This is a genomic window from Pseudoduganella sp. UC29_106 (assembly GCF_044055365.1).
GTDB lineage: Bacteria > Pseudomonadota > Gammaproteobacteria > Burkholderiales > Burkholderiaceae_D > Rugamonas.
On record NZ_CP171977.1, the window covers coordinates 7,145,495 to 7,161,989 of the forward strand.

12 protein-coding genes and 2 tRNA genes are annotated in these 16,495 nt (G+C 63.6%); 8 read left to right on the forward strand and 6 right to left on the reverse strand.

The window, feature by feature from the left end:
- Window positions 1-94 precede the first annotated feature (94 nt).
- The 4 genes from ACHMW6_RS35480 (at window position 95) to ahpF (ending at window position 6,957) form a co-directional block, all read left to right on the forward strand.
- Window positions 95-1,471, forward strand: coding sequence for an Ig-like domain-containing protein (locus ACHMW6_RS35480; RefSeq protein ID WP_395404349.1), 1,377 nt, complete (start codon window positions 95-97; stop codon window positions 1,469-1,471).
- A gap of 317 nt (window positions 1,472-1,788) precedes the next feature.
- A complete protein-coding gene (locus ACHMW6_RS35485; protein ID WP_395404351.1) occupies window positions 1,789-4,386 on the forward strand; it encodes an EAL domain-containing protein in 2,598 nt (865 codons plus the stop codon).
- Between the two features lie 278 nt (window positions 4,387-4,664).
- Window positions 4,665-5,228, forward strand: coding sequence for an alkyl hydroperoxide reductase subunit C (gene ahpC / locus ACHMW6_RS35490; RefSeq protein WP_395404353.1), 564 nt, complete (start codon window positions 4,665-4,667; stop codon window positions 5,226-5,228).
- A 151-nt stretch (window positions 5,229-5,379) separates the two neighbouring features.
- Complete coding sequence (ahpF, locus tag ACHMW6_RS35495; protein ID WP_395404355.1) at window positions 5,380-6,957, forward strand: alkyl hydroperoxide reductase subunit F; 1,578 nt, start codon at window positions 5,380-5,382, stop codon at window positions 6,955-6,957.
- Window positions 6,958-7,019: 62 nt separating this feature from the next.
- Here ahpF and ACHMW6_RS35500 read toward each other — a convergent pair whose 3' ends face one another.
- The 5 genes from ACHMW6_RS35500 to ACHMW6_RS35520 form a co-directional block, all read right to left on the reverse strand.
- Window positions 7,020-8,129 carry an AI-2E family transporter gene (locus ACHMW6_RS35500; RefSeq protein ID WP_395404357.1) on the reverse strand — a complete coding sequence of 370 codons (1,110 nt, stop codon included), beginning with the start codon at window positions 8,127-8,129 and terminating at the stop codon, window positions 7,020-7,022.
- On the reverse strand, window positions 8,129-8,611 hold the full coding sequence (locus ACHMW6_RS35505; protein ID WP_395404358.1) for a cyclic nucleotide-binding domain-containing protein: 483 nt from the start codon (window positions 8,609-8,611) through the stop codon (window positions 8,129-8,131). The genes ACHMW6_RS35500 and ACHMW6_RS35505 overlap by 1 nt, the downstream gene beginning before the upstream one ends.
- 87 nt (window positions 8,612-8,698) lie before the next feature.
- Window positions 8,699-8,775: transfer RNA gene (locus ACHMW6_RS35510), tRNA-Asp, on the reverse strand.
- 19 nt (window positions 8,776-8,794) lie between these two features.
- Window positions 8,795-8,870: transfer RNA gene (locus ACHMW6_RS35515), tRNA-Val, on the reverse strand.
- A gap of 201 nt (window positions 8,871-9,071) precedes the next feature.
- Window positions 9,072-11,201, reverse strand: coding sequence for a S9 family peptidase (locus tag ACHMW6_RS35520; protein WP_395404360.1), 2,130 nt, complete (start codon window positions 11,199-11,201; stop codon window positions 9,072-9,074).
- 63 nt (window positions 11,202-11,264) lie between these two features.
- Between ACHMW6_RS35520 and ACHMW6_RS35525 the strand changes: the two genes are divergently transcribed.
- The 4 genes from ACHMW6_RS35525 (at window position 11,265) to ACHMW6_RS35540 (ending at window position 14,616) form a co-directional block, all read left to right on the forward strand.
- Window positions 11,265-12,533, forward strand: coding sequence for an MFS transporter (locus ACHMW6_RS35525; protein WP_395404361.1), 1,269 nt, complete (start codon window positions 11,265-11,267; stop codon window positions 12,531-12,533).
- 73 nt (window positions 12,534-12,606) lie between these two features.
- The gene (locus ACHMW6_RS35530; RefSeq protein WP_395404364.1) at window positions 12,607-12,969 is read left to right on the forward strand and encodes a nuclear transport factor 2 family protein; all 363 of its coding nucleotides are present in this window, start codon (window positions 12,607-12,609) and stop codon (window positions 12,967-12,969) included.
- A 10-nt stretch (window positions 12,970-12,979) separates the two neighbouring features.
- Entirely contained in the window at window positions 12,980-13,807 is an 828-nt protein-coding gene (locus tag ACHMW6_RS35535; protein WP_395404366.1) for an alpha/beta fold hydrolase, read from the forward strand.
- A complete protein-coding gene (locus ACHMW6_RS35540) occupies window positions 13,804-14,616 on the forward strand; it encodes a helix-turn-helix domain-containing protein (RefSeq protein WP_395404368.1) in 813 nt (270 codons plus the stop codon). The genes ACHMW6_RS35535 and ACHMW6_RS35540 overlap by 4 nt, the downstream gene beginning before the upstream one ends.
- A gap of 17 nt (window positions 14,617-14,633) precedes the next feature.
- Here the strand turns inward: ACHMW6_RS35540 and ACHMW6_RS35545 are convergent, their stop codons facing one another.
- On the reverse strand, window positions 14,634-16,418 hold the full coding sequence (locus ACHMW6_RS35545) for a methyl-accepting chemotaxis protein (protein ID WP_395404370.1): 1,785 nt from the start codon (window positions 16,416-16,418) through the stop codon (window positions 14,634-14,636).
- Window positions 16,419-16,495: the final 77 nt, after the last annotated feature.

A 16,495-nucleotide genomic window follows, 5' to 3' on the forward strand; every position in this document is an offset into this window, starting at 1 on the left:
CGAGCCCGATATTGAGAGAAAGACAACCACATGAATACGAAGTCCCTGCTTCTGGTGCCAGTGCTGGCGCTGCTGGCCGCCTGCGGCGGCGGCGGTGGCAACGATAGCTCGAGCACTCCCACCACCCCCCACCACGCCGCCGGCGACCACCAATCCCACGCCGCCAACGATCACCCTGCAATCGATCACGCTGGCGCCGGCCACATCCACACTGCCGGTCGGCTCGACCCTCCAGCTGGTCGCCACCGGCACCTATTCCGACGGCAAAACCAGCGCCATCAAGGACACCATCACCTGGGCGGTCAAGGGCAGCAACGCGGCAATATCGACCACCGGCCTGGTCACCGCCAAGGCTGTGGGCAGTGAGACGGTGACCGCCACCGTCGGCAGCGTCACCGGCAGCGCCACCATCAACGTCACCGCGCCGTGGGCCGAAGTGGCTGCGGGCGGCAACCAGACCGTGGCGCTGAAAAAAGAGGGCAGCCTGTGGGCCTGGGGCCAGAACGGCTGGGGCCAGCTGGGCGATGGCAGCACCACCGACCAGAACAAGCCGGTCATCGTCAGCGGCGGCGTGCTGACCTGGAAGCAGATGGCCACCGGTGAATTGCACACCCTGGCCGTGCGCAGCGACGGCACCCTGTGGGCCTGGGGCTTCAACCAGAACGGCCAGCTGGGCTTGAACAATACCGAGAACAAGGCAGTGCCGACCCAGGTGGGCACGGCCAAGGACTGGGTCATGGTGGCGGCCGGCAAGGCGCACTCGCTGGCGATCAACAAGGGCGGCGTGCTGTATGCCTGGGGCCGCAATTTCAACGGCCAGCTGGGCGACGGCACCAAGGTCGACAAGCTGGTGCCCACCAAGATCGGCACCTTCACCAACTGGAAGTCGGTGTCGGCCGGCGAACAGCATTCGGTCGCCACGCGCGCCGATGGCGGGCTGTATGCCTGGGGCGGCAATGCAGATGGCGAGGTCGGCGACGGCACCAATGTGGACGTAACCGCGCCCGTCCCCATCGGCATCCCCACCACCTGGGTCGCTGCAGCGGCCGGCGGCGCCCACACGCTGGCCGTGCGCGCCGATGGCTCCCTGTTCGCCTGGGGTTCCAACGGCTCGCGCCAGCTGGGCGACGGCGCCACGGCCGACCAGAACCGGCCGGTCCAGGTCGGCACCGAGACCAACTGGGCCAACCTGGCCGCCGGCAGCAAGCATTCGCTGGCGGTGAAATCCAACGGCACCTTGTGGGCCTGGGGTTCCAATAGCGACGGCCAGCTGGGCATCGGCACCGTGACCGACAAAGCTTCACCGACCCAGGTCGGTTCCGCCACCACCTGGCGCTCCGTGGCTGCCGGCTTCAAGCATTCCTTCGGCACCCAGACCGACGGCACGCTGTGGGGCTGGGGCCGCGGCAACGAAGGCCAGCAGGGCAATGCCGCCCTGGGCATCGTGCTGCAACCGTCGCAATTGCAGTAACCCTAACCCCAGGGTCAGACCCGTCGGGTCTGACCCTTTTTTCGGGTGCTGCCCTGTGCGGCAGGAATGCCACAAAAGGCGCGACAGCCGCGCCGAAGCGGATACAATCGGCTCCAGAGCCCCCTAACTTTGTATCCGGACAATTCCGTGCCCTCAACCCTGGTTGCCCGCTGCCTTGTTTGCCTGTCTCTGTTGCTGCCACTGCTTGCGGCGGCCCAGGAAAAGGTCATCCTCCAGCTCAAGCACACGCACCAGTTCCAGTTCGCCGGCTATTACGCCGCGCTTGAAAGGGCTATTACCGCGATGCGGGTCTGGACGTGCAGATCCGCGAAGGCACGGACGGCAATGAACCCGAGCGTGCCGTGCTGTCTGGCCGCTCCCAGTACGGCGTGGGCAGCAGCAGCCTGCTGCTGGCGCGCATGTCCGGCAAGCCGCTGGTGGTGCTGGCGGTGGTATTCCAGCATTCTCCCTACGCCCTGGCCATGCGCCAGACCGGCCCTGCGCCCCATATCCGCAGCATCGTCGGCAAGCGGGTGATGATCGGTTCCCTGACCGATGAGCTGACCCAGGCCGATGAGGTGATGGCCTACCTGAAAAAGGAAGGCATCGCGACCAACAGCCTGATTCGCGTCGAACACAGCTTCAATCCGGACGACTTGGTGAAGGGCAAGGTGGATGCGATGTCCATCTTCGTCACCAACGAGCCGGATTACCTGGACCGGGTCGGCTTCCCCTACGATATCTACCTGCCGCGCGCCGCCGGCATCGATTTCTACGGCGACAACCTGTTCACCAGCGAGCAGGAAATCAATTCCCATCCAGCGCGCGTGCGCGCCTTCCGCGCTGCCAGCATGCGCGGCTGGCAGTATGCAATGAACCATCAGGAAGAAATCGCCGACCTGATCCTGAACAAATACACGCGCCGCCACGACCGCACGCACCTGCTGTACGAAGCGCGCCAGATGGTGCCCCTGGTGCAGCCGGTGCTGGTGGAAATCGGCTACATGAATCCGGAGCGCTGGCAGCACATCGCTGACATCTACGCTGATCTGGGCATGCTGCCGAAGGATGCCAGCTTCAACGGTTTCCTGTACAACGCGGAGCCGGGCAGCGACCTGACCTGGCTGTACCGGGTGCTGGGCGTGGCCGCCTCGCTGCTGGTGATCGGCGCCATCATCCATTTCAGCCTGCTCACGCGCGAGCGCAGCCGCGCCGAGGAAGCGATACGCAAGGGCGAACAGCGCTTCCGCACCATGTTCGAGGCGGCGCCAATGGGCATCGCACTGATCGACACCGTCAGCGGCCGCTTCCTGGACGTGAACCCGCGCTATGCGGAAATCGCGGGCCGTCCCGAATCCGAGATCCGGGCCAGCCGCTGGATGGATATCTGCCACCCGGAAGACGTGGCGCCCGAGCAGGAAAAACTGAATCAGCTGGCGGCCCAGCAGATCTCCGGCTTCAAGCTGGCCATGCGCCTGCTGCGTCCCGATGGCCGCGAGGTGTGGGTGGAAGCCTCGCTGAAAGCTGTGGCATCGGAAACCACGCCCCACCACCTGTGCATGATCGAGGACATCACGGACAAGAAAGAGTCCGAAGCCCTGATCTGGCAGCAGGCGAACTTCGACCCGCTCACACAGCTGCCCAATCGCCGCATGTTCCTCGACCGCCTGCAGCACGATGTGCTCAAGAGCCGGCGCGACGGCACGCGCATCGCCATCCTCTTCATCGACCTCGATCACTTCAAGGAGGTCAACGACACGCTGGGCCACCACCAGGGCGATGTGCTGCTGGTCGATGCCGCGCGCCGCATCGGCGCCTGCGTGCGCGAAACCGATACCGTGGCCCGCCTGGGCGGCGACGAATTCACCGTGATCCTGCCCAACCTGTCCGAAGTGGACCGCGTGGAATCGATCGCCGAACATATCATCGACAGCCTGCGCCAGCCTTTCCAGCTGGGCCAGGAGCAGGCTTTCGTGTCCGCTTCTATCGGCATCACGGTCTACCCGGACGATGCCGCCAGCATCGAGGATCTGCTGAAGCATGCCGATCAGGCCATGTATGCCGCCAAAGGCGCGGGCCGCAACCGCTTCAGCTACTTCACGCCGGCGCTGCAGGTGGCGGCGCTGAACCGCATGCGCCTCACCAACGACTTGCGCGGCGCGCTGAAAGGCGAGCAGCTGAAGCTTTACTTCCAGCCCATCGTGCACCTGGCCACCGGCAAGATCCACAAGGCGGAAGCGCTGCTGCGCTGGGAACATCCGCAGCGCGGCATGGTCAGCCCGCTGGAGTTCATTCCGCTGGCCGAATCGAGCGGGCTGATTGTCGATATCGGCGAATGGGTGTTCCACGAAACGGCGTGCTGGGTGCAGCGCTGGCGCAAGGAAGTGCACCCGGACTTCCAGGTCAGCCTGAACCAGTCGCCGCTGGAATTCCAGCGCGAGCGGGGCGGCTATGAAGCCTGGCTGAAGCACCTGCGGCAGCTGGGCGTGCCGGGCCAGGCCGTCGTGGTCGAAATCACGGAAGGCTTGCTGCTCGATGCCAGCGCTCTCGTTACGGACAAGCTGCTGCAGCTGCGCGATGCGGGCATCCAGGTGGCGCTGGATGATTTCGGCACGGGCTATTCCTCCCTGTCCTACCTGAAGAAGTTCGACATCGATTACCTGAAGATCGACCGCAGCTTCACGCGCAACCTGGCGCCCGATTCCTCGGACATGGCGCTGTCGGACGCGATCATTGTCATGGCCCACAAGCTGGACCTGAGTGTGATCGCCGAGGGCGTGGAAACGCCCGAGCAGCGCGATCTGCTGGCCGCAGCGGGGTGTGACTACGGGCAGGGGTATCTGTTTGCGCGGCCGCTGCCTGCTGCCGATTTCGACGCGATGCTCAAGTCGCAGCCCCAGTCCATCGCGGCCTGATTAAAACCCAAGGCGTAACCCAGGTGTCAGCCACGATGTGGCTGACACCAGCTTTTGGCCGTGGGTTTTAGCAGGCGCTGCCAACCCGCCAGCTGTTGAAACCTCAAAGCTGACAAGCCGACAACCGGCTTGTCATGAAAGGCGGATAATATCGGTCTCGCGGCACTGTCTCGATAGCTAAATTCAATTGATACTATTGGAACAATCAATTTTTCAAATTGGCGCGATGGCCTTAAACTGGCGACTCATTGATTCACAAACCTCACGAGGAAACCACAATGTCTCTGATCAACACCCAAGTAAAACCATTCAAGGCAACCGCTTTCCATAACGGCAAGTTCGTTGACCTGACCGAAGAGTCCCTGAAGGGCAAGTGGTCGGTATTCGTGTTCTACCCGGCAGACTTCACCTTCGTTTGCCCGACCGAACTGGAAGACCTGGCTGACAACCACGCCGAATTCCAGAAACTGGGTGTGGACGTGTACGGCATCTCCACCGACACCCATTTCGCGCACAAAGCATGGCACGACACCTCCGACGCCATCAAGAAAGTGCAGTACCCGCTGATCGGCGATCCGACCGGCCTGCTGTCCCGTAACTTCGAGGTGATGATCGAAGAAGAAGGCCTGGCCCTGCGCGGCACCTTCGTGATCAATCCTGAAGGCTTCATCAAAGTGCTGGAAGTGCATGACAACGGCATCGGCCGTGACGCTTCCGAACTGCTGCGCAAAGTGAAGGCCGCCCAGTACGTGGCTTCCCACCCAGGCGAAGTTTGCCCGGCCAAGTGGACCGAAGGCGCTGAAACCCTGAAGCCTTCGCTGGACCTGGTTGGCAAGATCTAACTAGTCGCACACACGGCGGATCAATGATCCGCCCTACGCGCCGCGGAAGAACCGTCGGCGCGGCAGGAAAGAGGCGGGCCGCGTGCCCGCCATGGGGCGTTGAGGCGGTACTACCGCAAACGCATATCCCAAAATTGAAAGGAATCACGCCATGTTGGATGCAGATCTCAAAACTCAGTTGAAAGCTTACCTGGAGCGCGTTGTGCACCCGATTGAGATCGTTTCGCACAACGATGGCTCGGCCAAGGGTAAGGAAATGGCAGCCCTGCTGGAGGACATCCGCTCCCTCAGCGACAAGATTACCGTGGTCGAAGGCCAGGACAGCGCGGCGCGCAAGCCATCCTTCGACATCAACCGCAAAGGCAGCGATATCGGCGTCAGCTTCGCCGGCATCCCGCTCGGCCACGAGTTCACCTCGCTGGTGTTGGCCCTGCTGCAGGTGGGCGGCCACCCGATCAAGCTGGACGAGAAAGTAATCGAGCAGATCCGCAATCTCGACGGCGACTTTGTCTTCGAGACCTTCATCTCGCTGAGCTGCCACAACTGCCCGGAGGTGGTGCAGGCGCTGAACGCGATGTCGGTGATTAACCCGCGCATCAAAGTCGTGGCCATCGACGGCGGCGTGTTCCCGAAAGAAGTCGAGGAACGCCAGGTGATGGCGGTGCCGATGATGTACCTGAACGGCCAGCACTTCGGCCAGGGCCGCACCAATGTCGAGGAAATCCTCGCCAGGCTGGATACCGGCGCCTCGGCCCGCGCTGCCGCTGAACTGAGCAAGAAAGACGTGTTCGACGTGCTGATCGTCGGCGGCGGCCCTGCTGGCGCTGCGTCGGCCATCTACACTGCCCGTAAAGGCATCCGCACCGGCGTGATCGCCGACCGCTTCGGCGGCCAGGTGCTGGATACGCTGTCGATCGAGAACTTCATCTCGGTCAAGGAAACCGACGGCCAGAAATTCGCCGTGGCGCTGGAGCAGCACGTCAAGGAATACGAAGTGGACATCATGAACACCCAGCGCGCCGTGAAACTGGTGCCGGGCAAGGTCAAGGAAGTCCACACCGAAAGCGGCGCCGTGCTGAAGGCCAAGACGGTGATCATCTCGACCGGCGCCCGCTGGCGCGAAATCAATGTGCCGGGCGAGCGCGAGTACCGCAACCACGGCGTGGCTTACTGCCCGCACTGCGACGGCCCCCTGTTCAAGGGCAAGCGCGTGGCGGTGATCGGCGGCGGCAACTCCGGCGTTGAAGCGGCCATCGACCTGGCAGGCATTGTCGATCATGTGACCCTGATCGAATTCGGCGCCGAATTGCGTGCGGACGCTGTGCTGCAACGCAAGCTGGCAACCCTGCGCAATGTGAAGGTGATCAAGTCGGCACAGACGACCGAGATCCACGGCGACGGCAAGAAGGTGAACAGCCTGAGCTACACCGACCGCAATACCGGCGACACGCACCGCGTGGAACTCGAAGGCGTGTTCGTGCAGATCGGCCTGGTGCCTAACACGGAGTGGCTGAAGGGCACTGTGGACCTGTCCAGGCACGGAGAGATCGAAGTCGATGCGCGTGGACAGACTTCGGTATCCGGCGTGTTTGCGGCGGGTGACGTGACCACCGTGCCGTACAAGCAGATCGTGATTGCGGTCGGCGAAGGCGCGAAGGCTGCTCTCGGCGCCTTCGACCACCTGATCCGCTCGAGCGACGACGAGAGCGAGCTGGCGGCTGCCGCTTAAACCCAAGGCTAGAACCTGGTGTCTGCCACATCGTGGCAGACACCTGTTTTGGGCCGTGGGTTTTAAAGGTCTGCGCTGGCCTGCTTAGTGCGCAAGGCCAGGGTGTACCGATGCCGCGCACGCAAGCGCCCATTGGTTACCAGCTCCCCCAACGTCTGCCCCACCACGGATACGATCCCCAGCAGCGGCAGCACCAGCATCAAGCCCGCCACCCCGGCCACCGAGCCGCCGATAAAGATCATCAGCACCGCGATCAGCGGATGGATATGCAGGCTGCGTCCGATGGTCAGCGGCATGAAGATGAAATCATCCAGCAGCCGCACAGCGATAAACACCGCAATCGCACCGTAAGCAATCAGCGTGTTATCCGGCGCATCGGTAGACGCCACCATCACCACCATCGCGCAGCCCGCGATCGAACCCACATACGGCACCCAGGCCAGCAGCGCAGCGATAAAGCCCAGCACCAGAGGACCATTCAGGCCGATCGCCCACAGGCCCAGGGCCAGCGCCGCCGTATCGATCACGGTCAGCTTCATCATACCGATGAAATAGCGGCGTGCAGTCTGGTCCACCTCGTGCAGCAGGAACAGCGTGCGTTCGAAGAAGGCATTCGGCACCGCGCGCACCAGGAAGCGCTTGAAGCGTCGGCCATCGCGCAGGAAGAAGAAGGTGAGGAAGGGCGCCAGCAGCAGCGAGGGAATCCAGCCCGCTGCCGCCACCAGCACGCCCGCGAGGCGATGCTTGAGGAAGTCTTCCGTCCATGCCGCCACGCTGGCGTCGATGGCTTCGCTCAAATGGATCTGGCGCAGCAGGCGGAATTCATGTTCCAGTCCCTGCAGGGTGCGGCGCAGGAAGGACAGGCCGCCCGTCACATAGCGCGCCACCATTTCCTGCCCGCTGGTGGAAGGAGCGGACGCCCAGCTGGCCGTCGCCAGCACGACCAGCACCGTCAGCAGCGTGGCGGCAGCAAACACGATGGGCACGGCGGCGTTCTTGCGCATGCCCATGCGCAGCAGGCGCTGGGTGGGCGGCAGCAGCACGTAGTACAGCACCACGCCCAGCACGAATGGGATGGCGAGCCACAGCATCTGCTCCATCAGCACGAGCAGCAGGCAGGTGGCGCCGATGATGGCGCACCAGACCACGGGACCGGAGCGGTGCTCGTCCATCACATCAACTCGATCTGCGGACGGTCGCCGACGATGCCGCGCAGGCGGCGGCCCAGGTGGCGCGCCAGGGCCAGCGCGATCTTGTAGCCGACCACGGCGTCCGTTTCCATCAGGGCCGTGAAGTCGGCGCGGAAGAACACGGCCAGTTCGCAATTGTCGATGGCGCGCGCCTGGGCGCTGCGCGGGGTATTGTCCAGCAGAGCCATGTCGCCGAAAAAGGCGCCCGGTTCCAGTTCGGCCACCGGTTCATAGCCATGCTCGCGCTCCTTGTTGATGCGCACCCGGCCGGAGAGAATCAGGTACAGCGCCTGGCCTTCCTCGCCTTCGTCGAATATGATCTCGTCGGCCAGGTAGCGGCGTTCGTGCACCAGGCCGTGCACCGTCTTCAACTCGCGCGGCGTGAGGGAAGCGAACAGCGGTGAGCTGTGCAGCTGCACTTCGCGTGGCGACAGTTCGTTCGACTTGAGGAAACCAAAGATCACGGCAACTCCCTTGTGTAAGAGTTCCATTATGGCATTTGGCGGCAGAAATGAAAAAAGCCCGGACTAGCCGGGCTTCTCTCTGAATATTGGCGGAGCGGACGGGGCTCGAACCCGCGACCCCCGGCGTGACAGGCCGGTATTCTAACCAACTGAACTACCGCTCCAATTCTTCATCACAGTTCATGGTGGGCGCTGAGAGGGTCGAACTCCCGACCTAATCCTTGTAAGGGATCCGCTCTACCAACTGAGCTAAGCGCCCCCGCCTTCACTGTCGAACGTTTGTCACAACGTTCAGAAGAGGCCGTATTGTAATGTGGCTTTTCACGATCACGCAAGGGTTTTTTCAAAAATTGTTTGCGGTGGCGTAGGGCGGATCATTGATCCGCCGATTGCGTGCACACCTTCGGCTGTTTTTGAGGCCGCGTATGGCGGCGGATCAATGATCCGCCCTACGCTGCAACTATTGGGAAATTCCCAGTTCGGAAAGCAGCCAGGCCGTCTCGAAAGCCCGCTCTTCCAGGGCGTTGTAGCGGCCTGAAGCGCCACCGTGGCCTGCGCCCATATTTACTTTGAGCAGCAGGGGATTCGCGTCCAGCTTGAAGGCGCGCAACTTTGCGACGTATTTGGCGGGTTCCCAATACATCACCTGGCTGTCGTTCAGACCGGTCGTTACGAGCATGGCCGGGAAGTTGGCGTAGGTGATGTTGTCATAAGGACTATAACTGCGCATATAGTCGTAAGCGGCTTTCTGGTTCGGGTCGCCCCATTCCAGGTATTCACCGGCCGTCAGGGGCAGGGTAGGGTCCATCATCGTGTTCATCACATCGACAAAGGGCACAGCCGCATGCACGGCATGGAACAGGTCCGGCCGCATATTGACCACGGCGCCCATCAGCAGGCCGCCCGCGCTGCCGCCCTGGATGGCGAGGCGCGGGCGGCTGGTCCACTTCTCGCGGACCAGGTATTCGGCGCTGTCGATGAAATCGGTGAAGGTGTTCTTCTTCTTCATCAGCATGCCTTCTTCATGCCAGGCTTCGCCCAGCTCATTGCCGCCGCGGATCTGGGCTGCGGCGAACACGACGCCTCGCTCCAGCAGGCTCAGTCGCGGCAGGTTGAAGCGGGCTTCGTTCGGCACGCCATAGGAACCGTAGCCGTACAGCAGCAGCGGCGCCGAGCCGTCGCGCTTCACATCCTTGCGGTAGACGATCCATAGCGGGACTTTCGCGCCGTCGCGCGCCGTCGCCCACAGCCGCTTCGTTTCGTAGCGGCTGAAATCGAAGCCGCCCGCGACTTCCTGCTGCTTCAGCACCTGGCGCGCGCCGGTTTTCATGTCCACTTCCAGCACGCGCGGCGGCGTAAGCGGGGACTGGTAGGAGATGCGGTAGCCGGTGGACGTGTATTCCGGCGTGCCGCCGAAGTTCGGCATGCGCTCGCCGCTCGCCCAGTACACTGCCTCGTCGAACTTCACTTCCAGCCACTTCTTCGTGACGAAGTCATAGATGCGGGTGCGGTTCAGCGCCTGCGATTTCTCGTTCAGCACAAGGAAGCCCGCATAGGGTTCGATGGTCTGGATCAGCACATCCTTGTTGTGCGCGACCAGCGTGGTCCATTGTTTCGGCTGCGCGAGCGGCGCCGTGACCACACGGAAGTTTTTCGCATCCTTGTTGCTCAGGATGTAAAGCTGGTCCTCGCGGTGCTCGACGAAGTAGCGGTGCTTTTTCTCGCGTCCCAGCACCGTGCGCCAGGCGCCGCCTGGTTCGCCGGCGGGCAGCATGAAGATTTCAGTGGTGTCGGTGGACGTGGCGTCAAGGAAGAGGAACTTGCCGTCCCGGCCTGGGCGCACTTCGATGGAGAACTGTTCCACCGGCTCGAAGTAGGATTCCTGTACCCTGCCATCCATGCCGAGGCGGGACAGGCGGTCGGCGCGCTTGGTGGTCGCATCTTCCTGCACGACAAAGAGGTTCTTGCTGTCCGCCGCCCAGGCCAGCGAACGCACGCGCGGCAGGCTGGCGTTGAGTGGCTGGCCGGTTTTCAGGTCCTTGATATGGAGGTCGTACTGGCGGAAGCCGGTGGTATCCGTGGTGTAGGCCAGCAGCGCGCCATCGGGACTGGGCTCCATGCGGTCGAGGGCGAAGAAGGCATGGCCTTCGGCCAGCTTGTTCTGGTCGAGCAGGACTTCTTCCGGCGCGCTGCCGTCATAGGAAAGGTCGGCGGCAGCGCGGCGGCGCAGATTCAGCGGGTATTGCTTGCCGGCTTCAATGCGCGTGTAATAGTAGTAAGCGCCGCGCCGCGTGGGCACGGAAAGGTCGACGGGCTGGGTGCGCGACTTGAATTCGTTGAAAAGTTTGTCCGCCAGCGGCTTCAGACCGGCCGTCATGGCTGCCGTGTAAGCGTTTTCTGCGTTCAGGTGGGCGATGACGGCGGGATCTTTCTTATCCTGCAGCCAGCGGTATTCGTCGGTGATTTCCTCGCCATGGCGCATGGTCAGGTACTGGCCCTTGGTGGCGACCGGCGGCTGCGGCGCCTGCGGTGGTTCGGCGAGTGCGGGCAGCGCAAGCATCATCAGTGTTACGAAGAGTCTGCTAGTCACTTTGAACTCCTGTGGCATATTGTGCAATGATTCTAGGGTCCTGGGATTTAAAAGCCAATAACAATGAATGCTACCGACGCTCTCTATGCCCGCGTAAGCCGGCGCCTCGTTCCCTTCCTATTCCTTTGCTATGTGGTCGCCTATCTGGACCGCGTGAACGTGGGCTTTGCCAAGCTGCAGATGCAGGCGGACCTGGCGCTGTCCGACACTATCTACGGCTTTGGCGCGGGCATCTTCTTCATCGGCTATTTCCTGTTCGAGGTGCCGGCCAACCTGCTGATGACCAAGGTCGGTGCGCGGCGCTGGATCGCGCGCATCATGGTGAGCTGGGGCGTGATCTCATCCTGCATGCTGTTCACGAAAGATGCGCACAGCTTCTACCTGCTGCGCTTCCTGCTCGGCGTGGCGGAAGCGGGCTTCTTCCCCGGCGTGATTCTCTACCTGACCTACTGGTATCCGGCGCGCCGGCGCGCGCGCATCGTGGCCATGTTCATGAGCGCGATCGCGGTGGCGGGCGTGCTGGGCGGGCCCCTTTCCGGCTGGATCATGAGCACGCTGGCGGGCCATTCCGGGCTCACCGGCTGGCAGTGGCTGTTCCTGCTGGAGGGCTTGCCTTCCGTGGTGGTGGGGGTGTGGGCGCTGTGGTACCTGGATGACTCGATCCGCGACTCGTCCTGGCTGGATGACGATGAAGTGGCCTTGCTGGAAGCGGAGCTGGCGGCCGACCCCGAGCCGCGCGCGCAATGGTCGCTGCGCCATGTGTTCGGCAGCAGCCGCGTGTGGATGCTGTGCCTGATCTACTTCCTGTTCGTGATGGGCCTTTATGGCGTGGGCTTCTGGCTGCCGCAGCTGATTCGCAACGCCGGCGTGCAGGATGTGTTGAACGTTGGCCTGCTGACGGCCATCCCCTACGGTATTGCCGCCGTCGTGATGATCGTGGTGGCGCGCAGTTCCGACCGCAGCGGTGAGCGCCGCTGGCATGCCGCCATTGCCGCTTTTGCCGGCGCTGCGGGCCTGGCGGTCACCACCCAGGTCCACGATCCCGTGACGGCGATGGTGGCGCTGAGCGTGGCCACGGCGGGAATCCTCGCCACCTTCCCCGTTTTCTGGAGCCTGCCAACCGCCATGCTGGGCGGCACGGCGGCAGCGGCAGGCATTGCCATGATCAATTCCGTCGGCAACCTGGCGGGCTTCGTCAGCCCTTATCTGGTGGGGGCGATCAAGGACATCACCCACAGCACCTCCCACGGCATGATGGTGCTGGCGGCGAGCCTGCTGGCCGGCGGCGTGCTGGTGCTCGCCTGCGTGAACCGGCAGAACGAGGTGCTTTGATTACCTGGCGGGTAATCGCCGGGACGTGCTGATTTTCCGAGAATGAAGTCACCAACTTCACAAGGAGATCACCATGAGCCAAGCCCTCAACATTGCCGAACAATACCTGGCTGCCTGGAATGAACGTGACGCCGCCGCGCGCCGCGCCAGGGTCGCGCAGTTGTTCACGCTGGAAGCGGACTACAAGGACCCCCTGATGAAAGGCACCGGCCACGGCGGCATCGATGCCATGATCGCCGGCGCCCAGGAGCATTTTCCCGGCCACCGCTTCGCGCTGAGCGGCACGCCGGACAGCCATAACGATGTAGTCCGTTTCTCCTGGAGCCTGTCCGCGCCGGGCGCCGCGCCAGTGGCGAAAGGCACGGATGTCGCCACCGTGCACGCGGACGGCCGCCTGTCCAGCGTGACCGGATTCATCGACTATTTCGCGCAATAAGGGGGCCGCCATGACCGCGTATGCAGCGTCGGGCGCCCGCATTGTGGAGCCAAATATCATCCGTACCTGCGATGGCGTGAACCTGTTCTACCGCGACTGGGGCGAGGGCAAGCCGGTGGTCTTTGTGGCCGGCTGGTCGCTGCCGTCAGACCAGTGGAATTACCAGATGCTGGCGCTGCTGGAACAGGGCTTGCGCGTGATCGCCTTCGACCGCCGCGGCCATGGCCGCTCCAACGATCCGGGTCGCGGCTACACGCTGGATACGTTGGCCGATGATCTCTCCGCCGTGCTGGAGGCGCTGGACCTGCACGAAGTCACACTGGTGGCGCACTCGATGGGCTGCAATGAGGTAATGCGCTACCTGAGCCGCCACGGCAGCGGGCGCGTGGAAGCGGCCGCGCTGCTGGGCACGATGACACCCGACTTCCGCGCTGCAGGCGACTTGATGGAGCACTTCCGCCGCGAGCAGTTGTCCCGGGACTTCCCGCTGTGGATCGCGGAAAACATCGACCCCTTCGTCCCCGGCGTAACGCCCGGCATGAAGGACTGGCTGCGCGGGCTGGCGCTGCAAACCTCGGCCCAGGCGCTGTACGAATGCAATCGCGTCATCCAGCATGCGGACATGCGCGACGAGATGCGTGGCATCGATATCCCCGTGCTGCTGATTGCCGGCACGCAGGACGCCAGCGCGCCCTTCGAACTGACTGCCCAGCCCAGCGCGCAACTTCTGCCCAATGCGCGGCTGCGCGTGTATGAAGGCGCCGCGCATGGTATGTTCCTCACGCATATGCAGCGCGTGAATGGCGACCTGATTGAGTTCATCAAGGGGAGAGAATGACGGAACAGTATTTCAGCGACTACGCAGCGGCCATGAAGTACTGGCGCACCAAGCGGGGCTTCAGTCAGCTTCGGCTGTCGGCGGAAAGCGGCGTGTCGCAGCGGCATATCAGCTTCCTGGAAAGCGGGCGCTCGCAGCCGAGCCGTGACCTGATCCTGAAGCTGGGCATGACGCTCGATATCCCGCTGCGCCAGCGTAATGTGATGCTGCTGGCGGCGGGCTTCGCGCCGGCCTATCAGGAGCGCAGCCTGTCCGATCCCGAAATGATGGCCGTGCGGCAGGCGCTGGATTTCATGCTGGAGCAGCAGTCGCCGTATCCCGCACTGGTGGTGGGCCGCTTGTGGAACCTGCAGATGAACAATGGCCCGGCGGCGACGATGATGGCATGGCTGCTTGGCCTGCCCGCCAATACTCCGCTACCCAGCGTGAACGTGATCAGGCTGACGCTGGACCCGAACGGCTTGCGCCCCTATATCGCCAACTGGGAAGATGTGGCGACCGACCTGCTGCAATGGATACAGCGCGAAGCGATGGGCGATGGCCCGGGCAGCGAAGCCACGCGCCTGCTGGAGGAATTGCTGTCCATGCCCGGCGTGCGCGCCGCGGCCGCGGCGCCCAATCTGGAACGCCGCGCGCTGCCCTTTCTGCCCTTCACTGTGCGCAAGGACGGCACGGAGCTGAACCTGTTCACCACCATCACCACGCTTGGCACGCCGCATGACGTCACGGTGCACGAGCTGCGGCTGGAGGCGTTCTTCCCGGCCGATGAAGCGACGGCTGAATGGTTCCGGGCGCGGGCGAAGCGGTGAGGCAGCCCGGCCCCGGCTCAGAATTCCTCCCATTCGTCGCCGTCCGGCATGGTCGCGTTGCGGCGGGCGGTTTCCACGTTGACGGCATCGCGAACACGTTCGCCATCGCGCTGCCGCCGCTCCTTCGCCACGCCGGTCGGCAGCCGGCTCGCCGCAGGTGAGCGGGGCAGGGCGGGCTTCGCGGCGGTGTGGACCGGCGCAGCCACGGCCGGCACGGTAGGCACGGACGCACGCGGCGCCTGGTCTGCGCCATGGCCGGCTTCCACTTTGAACACAGCCACTGCCTGCTGCAGGCGCACGGCCTCTTCCTGCATGCTGCGGGCCGCCGCAGCGGCCTGCTCGACCAGCGCCGCATTCTGCTGCGTCACCGAATCCATGTCCGTAATAGCGGTATTGATTTGTTCGATGCCGGAAGTCTGTTCGGCGCTGGCGGAGGCAATCTCGGTCATGTAAGCCGCCACCTGCTGCACCGATTCGACAATGCGCTGCATGGTGACGCCCGCCTGGTCCACCAGCCTGCCGCCGGCATCGACCTTCTGCACCGAATCGTCGATCAGTTCCTTGATCTCGCGGGCGGCCTGCGCCGAACGCTGCGCCAGCGTGCGCACCTCGCCCGCCACCACGGCAAAGCCACGTCCCTGTTCCCCTGCGCGGGCCGCTTCCACTGCGGCGTTCAGGGCCAGGATATTGGTCTGGAAAGCGATGCCGTCGATGACGCCGATGATGTCCTTGATGCGCGCCGAGCTGTCCTTGATGGCCCCCATGGTCTGCACCACTTCGCCCACCACCTGGCCGCCTTCGCCCGCATAGCTTGCGGCGGATTCCACCAGCTGGTTGGCCTGCTTCGCATGGTCGGCGTTCTGGCGCACGGTGGAAGTCAGCTGCTCCATCGACGATGCCGTTTCCTCCAGCGACGCTGCCTGCTGCTCGGTGCGGCGCGACAGGTTCAGGTTGCCGGCGGCGATTTCCGCCGACCCGGTGGTGATGGTATCGGTACTGCTGCGCACCGCGCCCACGGTACGGGTGAGGGAGGCCATCATATCTTTCAGCGCATTCAGCAGCCGCCCCGTTTCATCGCTGCGCTGCACGTCGATGCGCGCGGTCAGGTCGCCTTGCGCCACGGTTTCGGCCAGGTCCACCGCCTGGTTGATCGGCGCGGTGACGGAGCGGGTGATCAGCCAGCCCGCCAGCGCGGACAACGCCGTGGCCAGCACCAGCAGGCCGGCCATCAGCCACGTCGCATCGCTGGCCGCCTGCTCCGCGTGCGCGCCATCCTGGCTCATCAGGCGACCCTGGTAGGCGAGGATGGCATCGAGCTTCCCGAAGAAGGCGTTCTGCGCCGGGATCACGTCGCTGAACAGGCGCTGTACCGCCGCCTCGCGCTCGCCGGCCTGGAACTGGCGCAGCACGTCGTCGCGCTTTGCCTGGAATTCCGTATAAGCCTGGCGCTGGTCGGTGAACAGCTGCTTTGCTTCCGGCCGCACAAGAATCTTCTCGAGTTTCGAGGCGGCCTCGCTGCTCGTGCGCTCAGCTTCCGACATCGCCGTGAGGAAGGGCGCGGCGGCGGCAGCCTCGGGCGCCAGCATGGCATTGCGCAGCGCCTGAGCCGAGCGGTTGGCGTAGCTGCGCATATCGTTGGTGAGCGTCACCTTCAGGTAGCGGTCATTGACCAGGTTGTGCGTAAGGTTCGCGATCTGTTCGATGCGGCTGATGCCGGTGAGCGACATGGCCAGCATGATGGAAATCGTCAGCGCAAAGCCGAGGGCGAGACGGGCGCCGATTTTCAGGTTTGAAAGGGTCATGGTTATCCTCCCGGAGCGCCCCATCGTATGCCTTTTCGCGTGGGGCTGGCTCTCTCTTGAATACTGGATATAATTAC

What these genes read in the sequence shown, in the direction of transcription:
- ahpC (WP_395404353.1), top strand. Translation starts at nt 4,665, where the DNA reads ATGTCTCTGATCAACACCCAAGTAAAACCATTCAAGGCAACCGCTTTC.
- ahpF (WP_395404355.1), top strand. Translation starts at nt 5,380, where the DNA reads ATGTTGGATGCAGATCTCAAAACTCAGTTGAAAGCTTACCTGGAGCGC.
- ACHMW6_RS35500 (WP_395404357.1), bottom strand. Translation starts at nt 8,129, where the DNA reads ATGGACGAGCACCGCTCCGGTCCCGTGGTCTGGTGCGCCATCATCGGC.
- ACHMW6_RS35525 (WP_395404361.1), top strand. Translation starts at nt 11,265, where the DNA reads ATGAATGCTACCGACGCTCTCTATGCCCGCGTAAGCCGGCGCCTCGTT.
- ACHMW6_RS35530 (WP_395404364.1), top strand. Translation starts at nt 12,607, where the DNA reads ATGAGCCAAGCCCTCAACATTGCCGAACAATACCTGGCTGCCTGGAAT.
- ACHMW6_RS35535 (WP_395404366.1), top strand. Translation starts at nt 12,980, where the DNA reads ATGACCGCGTATGCAGCGTCGGGCGCCCGCATTGTGGAGCCAAATATC.
- ACHMW6_RS35540 (WP_395404368.1), top strand. Translation starts at nt 13,804, where the DNA reads ATGACGGAACAGTATTTCAGCGACTACGCAGCGGCCATGAAGTACTGG.
- ACHMW6_RS35545 (WP_395404370.1), bottom strand. Translation starts at nt 16,418, where the DNA reads ATGACCCTTTCAAACCTGAAAATCGGCGCCCGTCTCGCCCTCGGCTTT.